Origin of the sequence: Streptomyces sp. NPDC050564 (genome assembly GCF_044457265.1) — a bacterium.
Classification (GTDB): Bacteria; Actinomycetota; Actinomycetes; order Streptomycetales; family Streptomycetaceae; genus Streptomyces.
In genome coordinates this window covers 204,445-221,723 of the sequence record NZ_JBITGS010000016.1, presented here as the reverse complement: position 1 = coordinate 221,723, position 17,279 = coordinate 204,445, and the positions used below count along the sequence as shown (strand labels likewise).

15 protein-coding genes and 1 pseudogene are annotated in these 17,279 nt (G+C 71.2%); 5 read left to right on the top strand and 11 right to left on the bottom strand.

The features are described 5' to 3' along the window. Window positions 1–148: 148 nt before the first annotated feature. The 7 genes and pseudogenes from ACIBK0_RS25905 to ACIBK0_RS25875 form a co-directional block, all read right to left on the bottom strand. The gene (locus tag ACIBK0_RS25905) at window positions 149–2,698 is read right to left on the bottom strand and encodes a polynucleotide kinase-phosphatase (RefSeq protein ID WP_399084491.1); all 2,550 of its coding nucleotides are present in this window, start codon (window positions 2,696–2,698) and stop codon (window positions 149–151) included. After that, window positions 2,695–4,158 carry a 3' terminal RNA ribose 2'-O-methyltransferase Hen1 gene (locus tag ACIBK0_RS25900; RefSeq protein ID WP_399084488.1) on the bottom strand — a complete coding sequence of 488 codons (1,464 nt, stop codon included), beginning with the start codon at window positions 4,156–4,158 and terminating at the stop codon, window positions 2,695–2,697. The genes ACIBK0_RS25905 and ACIBK0_RS25900 overlap by 4 nt, the downstream gene beginning before the upstream one ends. Before the next feature lie 535 nt (window positions 4,159–4,693). After that, window positions 4,694–4,870: pseudogene (locus tag ACIBK0_RS25895) on the bottom strand (hypothetical protein); the annotation flags it as partial. A gap of 39 nt (window positions 4,871–4,909) precedes the next feature. Next, window positions 4,910–5,176, bottom strand: coding sequence for a metal-sensitive transcriptional regulator (locus ACIBK0_RS25890; RefSeq protein ID WP_399084552.1), 267 nt, complete (start codon window positions 5,174–5,176; stop codon window positions 4,910–4,912). Between the two features lie 106 nt (window positions 5,177–5,282). Continuing rightward, window positions 5,283–7,460 (bottom strand): MMPL family transporter, encoded by a 2,178-nt coding sequence (locus tag ACIBK0_RS25885; protein ID WP_399084485.1) that lies wholly within the window; start codon window positions 7,458–7,460, stop codon window positions 5,283–5,285. 114 nt (window positions 7,461–7,574) lie between these two features. Then, entirely contained in the window at window positions 7,575–7,937 is a 363-nt protein-coding gene (locus tag ACIBK0_RS25880; RefSeq protein ID WP_399084482.1) for a rhodanese-like domain-containing protein, read from the bottom strand. A gap of 245 nt (window positions 7,938–8,182) precedes the next feature. Beyond that, a complete protein-coding gene (locus ACIBK0_RS25875; protein WP_399084479.1) occupies window positions 8,183–9,169 on the bottom strand; it encodes an alpha/beta fold hydrolase in 987 nt (328 codons plus the stop codon). A 185-nt stretch (window positions 9,170–9,354) separates the two neighbouring features. Here ACIBK0_RS25875 and ACIBK0_RS25870 point away from each other — a divergent pair, with 185 nt between their 5' ends. Further along, complete coding sequence (locus tag ACIBK0_RS25870) at window positions 9,355–9,831, top strand: DUF5990 family protein (RefSeq protein WP_399084476.1); 477 nt, start codon at window positions 9,355–9,357, stop codon at window positions 9,829–9,831. A gap of 88 nt (window positions 9,832–9,919) precedes the next feature. Further along, window positions 9,920–10,843 carry an LLM class F420-dependent oxidoreductase gene (locus ACIBK0_RS25865; protein WP_399084473.1) on the top strand — a complete coding sequence of 308 codons (924 nt, stop codon included), beginning with the start codon at window positions 9,920–9,922 and terminating at the stop codon, window positions 10,841–10,843. Between the two features lie 280 nt (window positions 10,844–11,123). Here ACIBK0_RS25865 and ACIBK0_RS25860 read toward each other — a convergent pair whose 3' ends face one another. The 4 genes from ACIBK0_RS25860 to ACIBK0_RS25845 all read right to left on the bottom strand — a co-directional run bounded on the left by ACIBK0_RS25860 (window position 11,124) and on the right by ACIBK0_RS25845 (window position 13,809). Beyond that, window positions 11,124–11,603 carry a DUF6099 family protein gene (locus tag ACIBK0_RS25860; protein WP_399084549.1) on the bottom strand — a complete coding sequence of 160 codons (480 nt, stop codon included), beginning with the start codon at window positions 11,601–11,603 and terminating at the stop codon, window positions 11,124–11,126. Window positions 11,604–11,805: 202 nt separating this feature from the next. Then, entirely contained in the window at window positions 11,806–12,138 is a 333-nt protein-coding gene (locus ACIBK0_RS25855; protein ID WP_330307918.1) for a nucleotide pyrophosphohydrolase, read from the bottom strand. Further along, window positions 12,135–13,292: an AAA family ATPase gene (locus ACIBK0_RS25850; protein ID WP_399084469.1), complete on the bottom strand. Its 1,158-nt coding sequence runs from the start codon at window positions 13,290–13,292 to the stop codon at window positions 12,135–12,137. Before ACIBK0_RS25850 ends, ACIBK0_RS25855 begins: the two co-directional genes overlap by 4 nt. A 127-nt stretch (window positions 13,293–13,419) precedes the next feature. After that, entirely contained in the window at window positions 13,420–13,809 is a 390-nt protein-coding gene (locus tag ACIBK0_RS25845; RefSeq protein ID WP_399084466.1) for a cell division protein SepF, read from the bottom strand. Window positions 13,810–13,985: 176 nt separating this feature from the next. Between ACIBK0_RS25845 and ACIBK0_RS25840 the strand changes: the two genes are divergently transcribed. From ACIBK0_RS25840 to ACIBK0_RS25830, 3 genes are all read left to right on the top strand, one after another. Beyond that, window positions 13,986–14,405 (top strand): molybdopterin-binding protein, encoded by a 420-nt coding sequence (locus ACIBK0_RS25840; RefSeq protein ID WP_399084463.1) that lies wholly within the window; start codon window positions 13,986–13,988, stop codon window positions 14,403–14,405. Window positions 14,406–14,500: 95 nt separating this feature from the next. After that, complete coding sequence (locus ACIBK0_RS25835; protein WP_399084460.1) at window positions 14,501–16,243, top strand: hypothetical protein; 1,743 nt, start codon at window positions 14,501–14,503, stop codon at window positions 16,241–16,243. A gap of 80 nt (window positions 16,244–16,323) precedes the next feature. Continuing rightward, on the top strand, window positions 16,324–17,094 hold the full coding sequence (locus ACIBK0_RS25830; protein ID WP_399084457.1) for an SDR family NAD(P)-dependent oxidoreductase: 771 nt from the start codon (window positions 16,324–16,326) through the stop codon (window positions 17,092–17,094). Window positions 17,095–17,279 lie beyond the last annotated feature (185 nt).

Sequence of the window (17,279 nt, the reverse complement as noted above, 5' to 3'; positions counted from 1 at the left end):
ACTTGAGGGACGTCCGGCACGTCTCGCGCGGTTCCGCCCAGCGTGTTTCGCCCCCTCCGCCCCTGCCCGTCCCGCCCCTGGGGGCTGCGCCCCAGACCCCCCTCAAAGATTGCGCAGTTCCCCGCGTCCCTGAAGGGGGCGGGGAACTTCACAGCCTCGGGTCCACCGGCTCCGACTCCAGCGCCAATACCCCGAACACGGCCTCGTGCACCCGCCACAACGGCTCACCCTCCGCGAGCCGGTCCAGGGCCTCGAGCCCCAGCGCGTACTCCCGGATGGCGAGCGACCGCTTGTGGTTCAGGAACCGCCCCCGCAGCCGCACGAGGTTCTCGGGACGCGTGTACTCCGGACCGTAGATGATCCGCAGGTACTCCCGCCCCCGGCACTTGATGCCGGGCTGCACAAGTCGACCCTGCGCACCGCGCACCACCGCGCCGGCCGGCTTGACGACCATGCCCTCGCCCCCGCGACCCGTCATCTCCAGCCACCAGTCGACGCCGGCCCGCACCGACTCCGGGTCACCGGTGTCGACGAAGAGCCGCCGGGTGGTCTGCAGCAGACCGCTCCCGTCGTGTTCCACAAGGCGGTCGATCAGCGCGAGCTGCTCGTCGTGCGGCACGGCGGCGAGGCTCCGGCCCTGGACGGCGAGGATCTGGAACGGTGCCAGTCGGACACCGTCCAGGCCCTCCGTGGTCCAGCAGTAGCGCCGGTAGGCGTCCGTGAACGCCTCGGCGTCCGCGGCGCGTTCACGCTGCCGCGTCAGCAGGTCCCGTACGTCGACCCCGCGCTCCGCAGCCCCTTCGAGTGCGGCCAGCGCTCCCGGGAACGCGGCTCCGGACGCGGCGCCGACCGCCGCGTACTGACTGCGCAGCAGCCCGGACGCCTTCAGCGACCACGGCAGCAACTCGGCGTCGAGCAGCAGCCAGTCCGTCTCGAGTTCCTTCCAGAGTCCGGCCTCGGTCGCGGCGGCCCGCACCCGGCCGAGGATCTCCTCGGTGACGGCGGTGTCGTCGAAGAAGGGACGGCCGGTGCGGGTGTAGAGCGACCCGGTCGGGCCTCCCCCGACACCGAAGCGCTCGCGTGCCACCCCCGCGTCCCGGCAGACCAGCGCCACCGCCCGCGAGCCCATGTGCTTCTCCTCGCACACGACCCGGGCGACCCCGTCCTCCTTGTACTGCGCGAAGGCTTCGGCGGGATGCTCCAGGTAGCCCTCGATGTGCGAGGTCGCGGTCGGTGCCATGGTCGGCGGCAGGTACGGCAGCAGCCGTGGGTCCACGGCGAAGCGGCTCATGACCTCCAGGGCCGCCGCCGCGTTCTCCTCGCGGACCGACACGCGTCCGGCGTACCGCGTCTCGACGACCCGCCGGCCGTGCACGTCCGCGAGGTCGAGCGGACGGCCCTCGTGACCGCCGGGCGCCTCGGAGGCGAGCGGCCTCGTCGGCTCGTACCAGACCTGCTCGGCCGGTACGTCGACGAGCTCGCGCTCCGGCCAGCGCAGCGCGGTGAGCTTGCCGCCGAAGACGGCACCCGTGTCGAGGCAGATGGTGTTGTTCAGCCAGGTGGCCGTCGGAACCGGGGTGTGACCGTAGACGACGGCCGCCCGGCCCCGGTACTCCTCCGCCCACGGATAGCGCACCGGCAGCCCGAACTCGTCCGTCTCACCGGTCGTGTCGCCGTACAGCGCGTGCGAGCGCACCCGCCCCGAGGTCCGCCCGTGATACTTCTCGGGCAGACCGGCGTGGCAGACGACGAGCTTGCCCCCGTCGAGAACGTAGTGACTGACGAGTCCGTCGAGGAACTCCCGCACCTGCTTCCTGAACTCCTCGCCCTCCTCCTCCATCTGCGCGATCGTCTCGGCGAGGCCGTGGGTGTGCTGGACCTTGCGGCCCTTGAGGTAACGCCCGTACTTGTTCTCGTGGTTGCCGGGCACGCACAGGGCGTCGCCCGAGCCGACCATGGACATCACCCGACGCAGGACGCCCGGGGTGTCCGGGCCGCGGTCGACGAGGTCGCCGACGAAGACGGCCGTACGGCCCTGCGGGTGCGTTCCGTCGACGTAACCGAGCTTGCCGAGCAGGCTCTCCAGTTCCGAGGCGCAGCCGTGGACGTCGCCGATGATGTCGAAGGGTCCGGTGAGGTGCGTCAGGTCGTTGAACCGCTTCTCGGTACTGACCTCGGCGCTCTCGATCTCCTCCACGCCCCGCAGGACGTGCACCTTTCTGAACCCCTCGCGCTCCAAGTGGCGCAGCGAGCGGCGGAGTTCGCGGATGTGGCGCTGGATGACGCGACGCGGCATGTCGGCGCGGTCGGTGCGGGCGGCGTTGCGCTCGGCGCACACGTCCTCCGGCACGTCCAGCACGATCGCGATGGGCAACACGTCGTACTTCTTGGCGAGTTCGATCAACTGGCGGCGGCTCTCCTGCTGAACGCTGGTGGCGTCCACGACGGTTCGCCGGCCCGCCGCGAGCCGCTTGCCCGCGATGTAGTGCAGTAGATCGAAGGCGTCGCCGCTGGCGCTCTGGTCGTTCTCGTCGTCGGCGACCAGGCCGCGGCAGAAGTCGGAGGAGATCACCTCGGTCGGTTTGAAGTGCTTGCGGGCGAAGGTGGACTTGCCCGAGCCGGACGCGCCGATCAGCACCACGAGGGACAGGTCGGTCACGGGCAGGGTGCGCGCCTTGGCGGGCGTCTCGTTCGTCATGCGGCCTTCTCCTCCTTCGGGGCGGTGAGCGTGAATGTGGCCATCTGCGTGGGCGGGCCCACTTCGGGGTCGTCAGGGCCGACGGGCGTGAACTCCACGGCGTAGCCGTGACGTTCGGCCACCGTCCGGGCCCAGGTCCGGAACTCCTCCCGCGTCCATTCGAAGCGGTGGTCGCCGTGCCGGGAGTGCCCGGCCGGGAGGGTCTCCCAGCGGACGTTGTACTCGACGTTCGGCGTCGTCACGAGGACCGTCCGCGGGCGCGCGGAGCCGAACACCGCGTACTCCAGGGCGGGCAGCCGGGGCAGGTCGAGGTGCTCGACGACCTCACTGAGCACGGCGGCGTCGTACCCCTTGAGGCGGTTGTCGGTGTAGGCGAGCGAGCCCTGGAGGAGCTGTACCCGCGATGCCTGCCGCTCGCCCATGCGGTCCAGCTTGAGCCGCCGCGAGGCGATGGTGAGCGCGCGCATCGACACGTCGACGCCGACGATCTCGGTGAACCTCGTGTCCTTGAGCAGCGCCTGCACCAACTGGCCCTGTCCACAGCCGAGATCGAGGACGCGGCCCGCGCCGGACGCGTGCAGCGCGGCGAGGATCGCGTCCCGGCGCTGCACGGCGAGCGGCACCGGCTTCTCTTCGGTGTCCGTCTCTTCGTCGACGGCGTTGTCGATCTCCTCGACCTCGGTGTCGTCGGCCTCGGCGAGCCGCACGAGCTCCAGCCGCTCCATCGCCTCACGCGTCAGCGACCAGCGGCGCGAGAGATACCGGCTGGTGATCAACTTCTGCTCCGGGTGGTCCGGCAGCCAGCCCTCACCCGCCCGCAGCAGCTTGTCGACCTCGTCGGACGACACCCAGTAGTGCTTGGCGTCGTCGAGCACCGGGAGCAGCACGTAGAGGTGGCGCAGGGCTTCGGCGAGCGTCAGCCGCGTCGCTTCCAGTTCCAGACGTACATAGCGGGAGTCGCCCCACTCGGGGAACTGCTCGTCCAGCGCCACCGCCTCGACCGTCACCGTCCATCCGAGCGGCTCGAACAGCGCCCGTACGAGGTCGGCACCGCCGCGGGCGGGCAGCGCGGGCACCTCGATCCGCAGCGGCCTGGTCTGCTCCGGCAGTTCGGGCCTCGCGGTGCACTGGCCCTTCATCGCGCTGGAGAACACGGCGCTCAGCGCCACCGCGAGCAGGGAGGATGCCGCGTACGGGCGGTCGTTGACGTACTGCGCGAGCGCGGCGTCGGGCGCCCCGCCGCGGCCCTTGCCCTTGCCCCGCCGCACCAGCGCCACCGCGTCGACCTCGAGCAGCAGCGCGGCCGTGCACCGCTCGACGGACGCCTCCGGGTAGAGGACGTGCGCCGTGCCGTAGGAGGTCGAGAACGCCTGCGCCTTGTCGGGATGCTTGTGCAGCAGAAAGCCGAGGTCGGTCGCGGGGCGCTCTGGGGTACCGGTGGTACTGATCGTCAGGAACACAGTGGGTCTGCCTCGAAACGTCTGCTGATCTGCGGATACTTGCCGTGCGGCAAAGCCGTGCACCTCGCGTGCACACACACCGGGATCGGGTAACCACAGCTGGGGAGAACGCGCCCGGGTGATCACTGCTCCAGGCGCTTCCTCGCCCTCGTAGCGGTGCGTACGCCGCGCCGCGGTCGGCCCCCGCGCGGCGCCCCTTGTTCGGCGCGCCTGCACAACGTACAGCCAACACCCTGGGCCTACTCAGGCATTTTTCCACCGCGGCGCTCGCTCGCCTCGGTCGGCGCCGGGTTCGACGAACGTGCAGAAGAGGCGGGCGGCGGCGCGTTGAGCGGCCTGGCGCGGGCCAATCGGGGCCGGGCGGGCCGGAGTCGGCACGGTGCCGGCCAGGCGGGGCGGAAGACGGCTTCGGCGTCGGTGCGGTTGGTGCGGTTGATGGCCCGCAGGGTGCCGGGGTCGAGGCCGTTCGCGATGTAGCCGGCTTCGCCTCGGGGCCCGCTCCCTCACCCACCGGAGGACTACACCGTCCCCGCCCTCAGCGGCCCCGGCGTAGCCGATCACAGACAAGCCTTGGACCTGGCCAGGGCCCCGCGCCGACGAAGCGGCCGTCCAGGCCGTAGCCCTCCAGGGCCGCGCGCACGAACTCGCCGAACGGGTCGCCGGTCTTGGTGATCACGGCGGACGAGCGGCCGTAGCGGGCAGCGGCGACGGCCGCGTTCGCTTCCGGCGTTCGGCCGACAGGTGCCGGCGCTCAGGCGAGGGCGAGGAAGAGCTTCTCGAGTTCCGCCTCGGTCATGGGGGGCGTGTCCTCGTCGGCGGCCGCCATGCACTGGCGCATGCCGCTGGCGACGATCTTGAAGCCTGCCCGGTCCAGGGCCCGGGAGACGGCGGCGAGTTGGGTGACGACGTCCTTGCAGTCGCGGCCGGCCTCGATCATGGCGATGACGCCGGCAAGCTGCCCCTGGGCGCGGCGCAGGCGGTTGAGGATGGCGGTGCTGGCTTCCTCGTCGACGGTCATGGCCATGAGTGGGTCCTCCTGGTGGGTTCTTCCAGCGTCATGGTACCCCCTGGGGTATCGGTGGCCGCGAACGGTGTTCGAGGCCACCGATCACCGGGGGGATGGGTCAGTCGTGCGAGAACTTGATGTCGGGCAGCACCTTGTGCAGCCACGCGGGGCTCCACCAGGCGGCGCGTCCGGTCAGCCGGAGCAGGACGGGCAGCAGCACGAGCCGCACAAGAGCGGCGTCGAGGAGCACCGCCAGGCCGAGGATGATGCCCATCTCCTTCGGCGGCAGCGGCCCCGACAGCGCGAAGGTGAAGAAGACGGCGACCATGACGGCCGCCGCGGCGAAGATGACCCGACCGGAGTGGGCCAGCGCGCCCACCATGGCCTTGCGCGGGTCGCCCGTCTGCTCGTACTGCTCCTTGGCGGAGGACAGCAGGAAGACGGTGTAGTCCATGGCGATCGCGAAGATCATGGCGAAGAAGAAGACCGGACCCCAGCCGTCCATGAACCCCTGCGGGGTGAAGTCGAGCAGGCTCGCACCGTGGCCCTCCTGGAAGATCAGCCGGGCCGCACCGAAGGCGGCCCCCGTGGCCAGCAGGTTGGTGACGGTGCCGAGCAGCGCGACCAGCGGGGCCTGGAGCGCGAAGAGCAGCAGCAGGAAGCCGAGGGCGAGGACGGCGCCGATGACGATCGGGGTCTTCTCGTCCAGGACGCTCTGCAGGTCGAGGTTCTCCACGGCGGCGCCGCCGACCAGGGCCCGGTCCGGCAGGTCCGCGCGGAGTCGGTCGACGGTGGTGGAGAGGGCGGCGTCCGAGGGGTCTACCGTGGGGACCGCCTGAATGAGGACGAGTCCGCAGTCGTCGGCCGCGCTCCGGGCGGGCATCACGGCGGCGATCCCGGCGGATTCCTTCAGCACGGCGGCGGTGGCCTCGGCCTCGGCCGCGGGGGCGATGATCTGCAGCGTGCCGGCGGCGCCGTCGCCGAACGCCTTCTGTACGGCGGTGTAGCCGGTGTGCGAGGAGGAGTCGTCCGGTACGACGTCGATGGACGGCATCGCGACCTTCAGACCGACGATCGGCACGGCCAGCGCCACGAGCACGACCAGGGCGGGGATGCCGTGACGCAGCGGGTGGGCCCACAGCCGCTCGCCCCAGGAGCCGAAGCGCGGTGAGCCGCCGACGGGTTCGGTCCTGCCGCGACGCCAGGGCAGGGCCCCGGAGTTGACCTTGACGCCGAGCTTGCCGAGCACGGCGGGCAGCAGGGTGAGGGTGGCGGCCAGCACGAAGGCGACGGCGAGCATGATGCCCAGCGCCATGGTCCGGAAGGCGGGCGAGGGCACGAGCAGCACGACACCGAGGCTGGCGACGACGGTGACCCCGGAGAGCAGGACGGCCTTGCCCGCGGTGTCCATGGTCTCGCCGACCGCCCGCCGGGCATCGCCGTGCCGGGCGAGGGCGGCCCGGAAACGTACGACGAGGAACAGCGCATAGTCGATGCCCAGCGCGAGGGCGAACATCATCGCGAAGTTCATCGCCCAGATCGACACGGGCGTGACGTGATCGAGCAGAACGAGGGTCCCGGCGGAGGCGGCGAGCCCCGCCACGGTGAGCAGAAGCGGGAGTCCGGCGGCGACCAGGGTGCCGAAGGCCAGCACGAGGATGCCGAGCGTGACGGGCCAGGACAGCATCTCGGACTTCATCATCGCGTCGTGGCTGGCGGTGTTGAAGTCGCTCCACATCATGGAGGAGCCCGTGGCGCTCACCTGGATGCCGTCGGCCGACAGGGCGGTCAGCGGGCCCTTGAGGGCTTCGGCGGCCTTGACCATCTCGTTGGCGCCGGCGCCCGCACCGCCGAGGATGATCGCCGTCCTGCCGTCGTGGCTGATGGTGGAGCCGGGTTGCGGGGCGACGACTTCGGATATGTCCGGGTCGGCCTTCAGCAGCGCGGTCGCCTCGCCGACGACGTCCTGCACGACCGAATCGGAGACCGGCCGGTCGGCCTTGACGACGACCTGCAGGGCGGCGGAGGAGTTGCCGCCGAAGTGCTTCTGCGCGAGCTCGCGTACGGCGACGGAATCGGAGCCGTCGGCCTGCCAGCCCGCCCCCGCCAGGGCGGAGGTCGCCGAGGGGGCAAGCGCGCCGAGCCCCGCGACCAGGGCCAGCCAGATCACCGCGACCAGCCGCAGATGGGCGGCGGACCACAGCCCCAGCCGTCCGAGGAGGCCGGGCGGGGAGCCGCCGGGAGCGGCGGATTCCTTGGCCGCGCGAGGGGCAGCGACCCTGCCGGTGCTGGTCATGGAGGACTCCTTCATGAATTTCTGCATATACCCCTGGGGGTATAAATGAGGTCAGGCGAACATATACCCCCACCCGTATACGTGGGGGCATGCGGAAGTCAGGCGGCTGAGGCGTCAGGCGACGGTGCCGGGCATGCCGCGCTCGTCCACCACCGGCAGTCCGGCCTGCCGCCAGGCAGTCATTCCACCGCTGACGTCGAGGACGTCCACGCCCCGCCCGGCCAGCGCCTTGGCCGCCTGCCGGGAACGGTGCCCACCACGACAGATCGCCACGACCGGCCTGCCCTGCGCCGCACTCGGGAGCGAGGCCCCGGCCAGCAGACTGCCCAGCGGCAGATGGACGGCGGTCGGAGCATGCCCGGCCTGCCACTCCGACTTCTCCCGCACGTCGAGCAGGACCGCGTCACTCGCGCTCGTACGGGCATGGGCCTCGGCGGGGGTCAGACGGCCGGGGCGGCCACGCAGAAAACGGAACATCAGGCACTCCACTACTCGGTTGGGGAACGGCGAGGAAGAGGGAGCCAGGCACCTGCACTTTCCGGCACATGCACTTCCCTCTCCAGGTCAGATACCACCGGGGGTATCAATCCACCCGAGCAGCGTATACCCCCACCCGTATTCCGCCAAGCCGATCCGGCTCCGTGCCGGGACCACCACGACAAAGCCCCAGGCCTCCGGAAACGGAGCCCTGGGGCGATGAACGGATGAGCGGGAAGAAGTCCTCAGGACGGCAAGGACGCGAGCCAGTCCGTCAGAAGCCGGTTGATCTCCGCAGGACGCTCCTGCTGGATCCAGTGGCCGCAGCCGTCGAGGACGTGGGAGGAGACCAGGCCGGGCAGGGTGGTGGGATAGGCCTTGATCGCGTCGGCCATCCACGTCGTGGAGGCGTCCAGGCCGCCGCCGACGAAGAGGGACGGCTGGGTGATGGGGGCGCCGTCGAAGCCGGCGAGGTCTTCCCAGTCCCGGTCCATGTTCCGGTAGCGGTTGAGCGGCCCGGCCATGCCGGTCCGCTCGAACTCCTCGGCGTAGACGTCGAGATCCTTCACACTGAGCCAGGCGGGCAACGGGCCGGCGGGGAACCGGTCGCGCAGCGTCCCGCCCCGGCCGACGAAGTGCGGGTCGGGCGCGCCGGGTCGGGGCATGGTGTCGGCGGAGAGCGCGGCGTAGAAACCCGCGAGCCAGCCGCGCACATCGGGCTCGATCTCGGCCTCGGCGCGGCCGGGCTCCTGGAAGTAGGAGACGTAGAACTCGTCTCCTCCGTCCCCGCTCATCCGCGCGAAGACCTCACTGGGCCGCGGTCCGCCAGGCGGGGCGTAGGGCACGCTGAGCAGCCCCACGGCGCGGAAGACGTCCGGTCGGACCAGGGCCGAGTGGGCGGCGATGGTCGCCCCCCAGTCGTGCCCGACGATCACCGCCCGCCGCTCGCCGAGGGCCCGCACCACCGCCGCGTTGTCCTCGACCAGTTCGAGCATGCGGTACGCGTCCGTGGCATCGGGCTTGGACGAACGGCCGTTACCCCGCACGTCGACGGCGACCGCGCGGTACCCGGCCGCGGCCAGTACCGGCAGCTGATGGCGCCAGGAGTACCAGGACTCCGGGAACCCGTGCAGGAGCAGCACCAGCGGCTCAGTGCCCTGCTCCACGAGGTGGATCCGGCCCGCGGGCGCGGAGACCAGCCGATGCGTGACGTCCGCGGTCTGCTGCGGCATGAATCCTCCACGGTTCGCTGACTTGTCCTGGCCGAGATGGATTCCCGATCCTGTGACAGTCGCACTGTCCTCGCGAGGCTTGTTGCCGATTCCGCAAAACGGCCGCATGGTGAGCGCCCCGCGCATGAGGACAGGTGAACTGCCCGCGTACGACGACGCCGCCCGCCCCGGGGATGATGGCCGGTATGCGCATCCGTATCGACGCCGTCGACCTGCCCGGACTCACCTGCCCCGCCCCCGCCGACGGCAACGTCCCCGCGTACGAGAACATCCATGTCGCCGTCCAGCGCCGTGACCGTCCGGCCGAACTCCTCGAACCGCAGCCGGGCGACGCCGCGTCCGCGACCTGGACCCTGGAGTGCACCGCGACCGCCTCGCCGACCGGCACCGATGTGAAAGGCCCCTATGTGCAGGACCGTCTGGGCCGCCGGTTCATCTACCTGTCGTGGGGCACGGTCGACGAGTCCGGCACCTTCACGATGTTCCGTCGCGCCAAGCTCATGATCGACTCCGTCCCCGCCGAGGTGCTCGCCACGGCGGCACGCGAGGGCCTGCTGGTCGGCCGCCTCGGCCTGACCGACGCAGGCGGCAACCCCCTCTGCGCTCGGGTCGAGCCCCCTCGGATCACCTGGACCGCCGGGCCTGCCGAGCCCGCCGCCTAGCCTTCCCCGAACCGAAGTCGGTCCATGGTTGCGGGTGTGACAGCGGTTCAAGGCGGGGCGGCAGTTGTGACCGGTGCATGATGGATGCATGGATCTTCGAGTCTTCACAGAACCGCAGCAAGGCGCTACCTACGAGACGCTGCTCCGCGTCGCCAAGGCCGCTGAAGACCTCAACTACGGAGCCTTTTTCCGTTCGGACCATTACTTGCACATGGGATCCGTCAGCGGCCTCCCCGGCCCCACCGACGCATGGATCACACTGGCCGGCCTCGCCCGTGAAACCAGCCGCATTCGCCTCGGCACCCTGATGACCGCCGGGACCTTCCGACTGCCCGGCGTCCTCGCGATCCAGGTCGCACAGGTCGACCAGATGTCGGGCGGGCGCGTGGAGCTCGGTCTCGGATCCGGCTGGTACGAGGCCGAGCACGAGGCGTACGGCATTCCGTTCCCGAAGGAGAAGTTCGGCCGACTGGAAGAACAGCTCGCCATCGTCACCGGTCTCTGGGCCGAGCCCGTCGGCGAGCGGTTCACCTTCGACGGGAAGTACTACCAGCTCAAGGACTCGCCCGCGCTGCCGAAGCCCGCGCAGTCGAAGGTGCCCGTCATCATCGGCGGACATGGCGCCAAGCGGACCCCGGCGCTCGCGGCGCGGTACGCCGACGAGTTCAACATCCCCTTCGCGTCCGTCGCGGATACGGAGCAGCAGTTCGCCCGCGTGCGCGCGGCGGCCGAGCAGACCGGACGCAAGGGGGACGAACTCCTGTACTCCAACGCGCTCGTCGCCTGTGTCGGCAAGACCGACAGCGAGGTGAAGCGTCGGGCCGATGCCATTGGGCGTGACGTCGAGGAGCTGAAGGCCAACGGGCTCGCGGGCTCGCCCGCGGAAGTCGTCGAGCGGATCGCCCAGTACGGGGCCGTCGGCTCGCAGCGCATGTATCTCCAGATGCTGGACCTCGATGACCTGGACCACCTGGAGTTGATCGCGACCGAAGTGATGCCCCAGCTCGGGTAACGGCCCGAGCGCCCGGTCAACTCGGTCGATCCCGACGGGGACTTGGGTCCCGGGCTGTCTTTCCGGTGGTCGGCCCGGCGGGTCGAACGAGGCGGACCACGGCCGAGGTCCGCGTCGGGTTTTCGCCGCCGCCCCTACCTGGGGCTCCGCCCGCCCAGACCCCGTCGGGTTGTTCTTCGACTGCGGGCCGGCGGGGGCTTGTCGCGCAGTTCCTCGCGCCCCTTACGGGGCCGGCAGTCGGTTTCAGCCCGCCCGGCCTTCGGGACGAGCGCTGAAACAGCTACCCCGCTGCCGAGCCCCGTTCCACCACCCTCTTCTCGTCCCGCACCGCCAGGCGTCTGAGCATCTCCAGTACTCGGTCACGGGATTCGTCCGCCGCGTCGATGGCCTCCATGCACTGCCAGTACGTCCCCTCGTCGTCCGCGGCGCAGGCGATCCCGACGAGGGCGATGCCGACCTCGCCGAGGAGACCGCCGAGACAGAGCAGCGCCTCGCGGGCGTCGCCCAACTCGGTGAGCTGGGCGGCACGTAAGGCACCCACGCCGAGGGCGGGAGTGTCGAGGACGCCGCAGCCCCGGCCCGCCAGCTCGGTCAGCCCGAGCGCCTCGCCCCGGAGTTCAGGAGGTCCGGAGACGGCGAGGCGGCTGCCTATCGCCTGGGCCAGGGACTGTGCCTGCCACGCTTCCGTCATCACCTCCGGGGTGTCACCGCTCTCGGCCAGGGCACGCCTGCTCGCCACGATGAGCCGCACCGCCTCCATGGGCTGCCCCCGTCTTTCCCGACGCGCTCGTCGCACGTCCGTCCGAACTCCCTTGTCCACTACCCAGAGTGAAGCTCGATGGGACGAAAAGCCAGAGGAAGACCGAAATCTGTGGACACGGAGTTGAATGTGGACAACACACTGACTCCGTAGAGTGACGAGCTTGTCTGCTCCGCACCCGCGGTGATCCTCTTACGCTCCCTCACGGCCCCTCCGGTGCCGGAAACCTCCGCTCGTTCCGGTCGATCTTCGCGTCGAGCGCGGCGAGCGGGTCGATGCCGAGCACCTCGCACAGCTGGAGCAGATACGCCAGGACGTCGGCGACCTCGTCGGTGACGCGGTGGGCGGTGTCCGCGTCGTCCATCACCCGGGCCGACTCCTCCGGCGTCAACCACTGGAAGATCTCGACCAGTTCGGAGGCCTCGACGCTCAACGCGGCGACCAGGTTCTTGGGGGTGTGGTACGGCTGCCAGTTCCGCGCGGCCGCGAACTCGGCCAGTCTGCGCTGCAGCTTCGCTACGTCCAGTTCTGTCACGGCTCAAGGTCTACCACCGTGACCCCGGCAACCCCGCAGGCCCAAGAGGCGTCGCTCACCGCCCCCACCAGCCGGATGTGCCCGCGCTCGCACATCCGCGCCGCCAGCCGCACCAGTTCCGCCGCCTGCCGGGCGTCCAGGCAGCGGTCGAAACCGTCGGCCAGGACCGTCAGCGACTGGAGCGCCGCGGGGACCTCTCCCGCCTGGTCGACCTCCAGCACTCCGGGCCCGGTGAGCAGCACCAGGGCCAGCGCGAGATACCGCAACTCGCCGTCTCCGAGCAGCCCGAGGTGCGTACGCACGCCGTCGCCCCGGTCCAGGAGCGCGCGGACCGTGCCGTCGCCGAGCGGCTCGGCCAGTACGTCCGCCACCGTGCCCGCGCATCCGGCCCGTACCGCCGCGACCAGGTGCGCGTAGCGGTGGCCGCACTCCGATCGCGTACGCCAGAGCACTTCGGCCAGGTTGTCGCAACCCCGCAGCAGACGGCCTGAGCCGACCGTGGCGGGTGCGCGCATGTGGCGCGGGCTCGGGTCGCAGGCGTAGACGGAGCGCAGCGCGAGGACCATCTGCTCGGCGGCGGCGAGGACTTGGCGTTCGCCGTCCGTGCGGCCCGCGATACGCAGGGGCAGGAGGGCGGTGCCGAGGCGGTCGTCGGGGAGCGGGCCGCGGGTCACCGCGGACGAGCCCGCAGTGTGCCAGGCCGCCTGTACGACCGGGCGGCCCGGATCGCGCAGTGCCGTCTCCAGCAGGGTCTGCCCGCTCGCCGTCAATCGCTCGCCGACGATGCGCAGTTCGGGCTCGGCCTGGACGGCGATGTCGAGCCGCACGGGGCCCTCGGGGCCATCGACCGTGCAGCCGATGCGGAAACCCCGTCGGTGCTGGGCGTCGGGCCGGGCCCGTTCCGGCACGCAGGTGATCGGGTCCGGGAACACCTCCCCGAGCTCGGCGCCGCCGCCGAGCCGCGCCAGAGCCTCGTACGCCCGCAGGGCGACGGTCTTGCCGCTGCCGCTCGGGCCGGTGACAAGGGTGAGCGGTGCGAGCGGGAACCGGACGCGGCGGTGTGTGGCGAAGGCGGCGAGTCGTAGCTCGGTGACGCCCGGGCGGTCGGGGCGCGCCTTCGCCGCCGCGGGGGCTTCCGGGGATGACACAGTCATATCCGGACGGTAGGCCTCCGCCGTCAGGCGAACCGTTCCACCTGGGAGATCTTCCTACGATCGAGGGATCGCGCCGCCCGCGCCCGGGTCCGGAACCCGCCGCATGGTCGCCGGCTCGGCCACGCGATCAGACCCCGGGAACCCCCGCCCCCTCCATCAGCCCCCGCACCTCGGTCCCCGGCGGCGTCAGCAGGAACACGTTCCGGTCGACCCGGTGCATGCCGCTCGCCAGTCCGAAGACCACTCCTGTACTGAAGTCCAGGACCCGCTTGGCGACCTCGGTCTCCGCGCCGGTCAGGTCGAGCAGCACGGGGATGCCCGCCATCAGCGTCTCGGCGACGTCGCGGGCGTCCGCGAACACATTGACCCGCAGGACCACGAAACGGCGGCGGGCCTCGGTCACGGCCTCGGGTATCGACCGGTGGTCGACCGCCGACGGCCACGCGTCCCGGCCCCGCAACGGAACGACCTGGGCGAGCCCCTCCCACTGTTCGTCGGTGACGTCGTGGCTGTTCACTGGACTGCCCCGTCCTGGCTCGCACTCGTTGTCTGCACCGGGCAATTCTTACGCATGGTCACCCGTTCGGCCCAACAGCGACACGGTCCGCGACGCGGTTGCGGGAGCGCCGACTACGGCAAACTGCACATAGTCGACCAAACTCACCGCCCCTCATCGCAATCGAGGCCTCCCCCATGAGCCTGAGCATCCGCAACCAGCTCCCCGGCACCGTCACCTCCGTCACTCCGGGCGAGGTGATGGCGACGGTGAAGGTCCGTCTCGACGGTGGCCAGGAGATCACCGCGGCCGTCACCCAGGAGGCCGTACAGGACCTGGGTCTGACCACCGGGTCCACCGTGCGCGCCCTGGTCAAGTCGACCGAGGTGTCCCTGGCCACCGGCCCGGTGGACGGGGTGAGCATCCGCAACCAGCTGCCGGGCACGGTCACCGAGGTCACCACCGGCGGAGCCATGGCCCGCGTCAAGGTCGAGGTCACGGGCGGCGAACTGACCTCCGCAATCACCAAGGACGCGGCCCTCGAGCTCGGTCTGGCCGCCGGCTCCCAGGTCGTGGCGCTCGTCAAGTCCACCGAGGTCTCCCTGTCCAACGCGTGACGCGAGAGGGACGGTCGCGCTTCTTACCTGCCTCACACCGGACTCTTCACGTCCGCCCGCGCGCCGCTCACCTGCAGGAATTAGCGTCTGGAGCCGTGTACTTGGCAGAAATCAGGCCGTCGCCCACCGGTCGGCAGGCCCCCTCGAAGGCCTCGCCCGACGAGGCGCCCGCGCAGTGGCACCCGGACGAGGCGCCCGCCCAGTGGCACCGTGTCCTGACCCTGCTCGCCGACATCAGTCTCTTCATCGGCATGCGCCCCTTGTGGGCGCAGGCCGCGAGCCACCGTCTCGTCGTGGCCGCGATCGTCTCGGTCTGCTATGCCTCGATCCTCGTGACGGGCGTCCTGACCCTGGTCGTACGCAGGGGCCGTACGCTGGCCCGGCTCGACCTCTGCGTACTGGTGACCGCCGTGACGCTCGCCGTCTGCGGGTACGCCATGTACCACAGCGGCAGTGACGAGTCGATCCTCACCACCCAGGCCGCCCACGAGTTCCTCGCCGGGCACCAGGTCTACGGGCGACCGTGGCCCTGGCTCTTCGGACACGGCGTCGCCCTCACCGCGACGATGAACGGCGGCTACGACTACACGTACGGCTATCCGCCGCTGACCCTGCTGCTCACCGCGCCGCTGCTCCGGTTCGGCCACGGCGCCGCCGCGGCGGTCATGGTCAGCACCGGAGCGCTGATCCTGGGCGCGATCACGATGTGGCGGATGCTGCCGGTGCAGTGGCGTTCCGCGGCCACCCTGGTCTGCCTCGGCTTCGGTCTGCTGCCCGCGTACGCCCGGCTCGGCTACCCCGCGATCGTCGCCTGCGCCCTGCTCATCCCGGTGGTGACGGGCTGGCCGCGGATGGGCGGCGGCGGCCGCGGCGACTGGGTGCGGGCGGCGTGCCTGGGGGCGGCCTGCGCGGCCCAGCAACTGCCCTGGTTCCTCACGCCGTTCCTGCTGGCCGGGGTCTACGCGCTGCGCCGTGGAGAGCTGGGCCCGCGCGCGGCCGCCATCGCCGTGGGCCGGATCGTCGGCGTGGCCGCCACGACCTGGCTGCTGATCAACGCGTACTTCATCGTGAGCGAGCCCCGCTCATGGCTGTCCGGCATTGCGCTCCCGCTCACCCAGAAGGCGAACATCCACGGCCAGGGCCTGGTCGGCCTCGCGCTCTACTTCACCGACGGCAGCGACCGGCTGACCTGGTACTCCCACGCGAGTCTGCTGCTGGCCGTGGGGCTGCTGGGCCTCTTCGTCCTGTTCGTCCGACGGCTGGGGCCGGCGGCGACGGTGCTGCCCTGGTGCGCGTTCTATGTGGCGACGCGCTCGCAGGACGGCTACTACCTGATGATGACTCCGCTGTGGCTGGCCGCGGCCGTCACCGCCCCCTGGCAGTCCTTCACCACCGCGTGGCAGCCCCGCCCCGCCTTCCTGCGCGGCCGGCACAAGCGGGGGGCCCGGGTGGCAGCGGCCGCGCTCCTGCTGGCCCCGACCGCCGCGGCGGTGACCCTGGCGGTCACCGGGACACCGCCTCTTCGCATGGACGTCGTCGGCGCCCGCCGCGCCGGCAAAGCCGTCACCGAACTCACCGTCCGCGTCACCAATCTCGGCGGCGCGGCCCTGGCCCCCCACTTCACTCTGACCACGGGCCAGGGCATGAGCCGCTACTGGTCCATCGCGGCCGGCCCCGCCACGCTCCCGGGCCATGGCTCGGCCAGCTACCGACTCGTGCCACCTGACGGCAGATTCACCCTCCCGAAGGCCGGCACCCGCATCCGTGTGCGGGCCGTCTCGGCGACACCGATGACCCTGTCGAGCAAGGACGTCCATCTGTCGCAGCTCAGTCCCTGACGGCGCGGTGGGCGAGCCGCGGGCCGGGGTACGTGCATCGCACGACTGTCGCCGACTCCCCGGGACTGCGAGGCACTTCGATGGCTGACTTCTCCGGCAGGGCAGGGGCCGCGTTCGTCGCCGGTGGCACCGGCGGCATCGGCGCGGCGATCGTGCGGATGCTGGCCGAGCGGGGCAGCGACGTGGCGTTCACGTATCGCGCGCACCAGGCCGCGGCCGACTCACTCGCCGATGAGGTCGAGGAGTGCGGGCGTCAAGTCCTGACTCTGCGGCTCGACCTGAGCGACGAGCAGGCCACGGCGGCGGCCGTGGCCGAGGCCGACTCGATGTTCGGCGGTATCCACACCGTCGTGTACGCGGCGGGCCCGCATGTGCCGATGGTGCATCTGAGCAAGGTCACACCGAGCCAGTACCGTGCCCAACTCGACGCAGACGCCGGGGCGTTCTTCAATCTGGTCCATCCCGCGCTGCCCCGGCTGCGGGAGAGCCGGGGCAGCATCGTAGCCGTCACCACCGTGGCCACCCGACGCTTCCCGGTCCGCGACGGGCTCTCGTCGGGCACGAAGGGGGCGGTCGAGGCAGTCGCGCGAGCGCTGGCCGCGGAAGAGGGGCGGTACGGGGTCCGCGTGAACTGTGTCGGCCCCGGCATGCTGACCGACGGTATCGCCGCGCGCCTGATCAGCTCCGGGGAGCTGGACGAGGCGGCGCTGGACATCACCCGGCGCAACATCCCGCTGCGCCGCTTCGGCGACGCGGCGGACATCGCCGAAGCGGTGGCGTTCCTGGCCTCGGACCGGGCGGGCTTCATCACCGGGCAGGCGCTGGGGGTCGACGGGGGCTACAGCGTTTGACTGTTCAAGGGGGGTCGGGCATCGCCGACGCGTACGACGTCACCGGAGAGCACGTCGGGCCCGCGCGAGGCGATCTGCCGGTTCAGGCGCGGCCGCATCTCGGACGACCGGGCCACGGCAGGCCGGCCGCCCGCCATTCCAACTCCCCAGGGGCCGGGTGGAGTTCTCGCGCGACCCGCCCACCC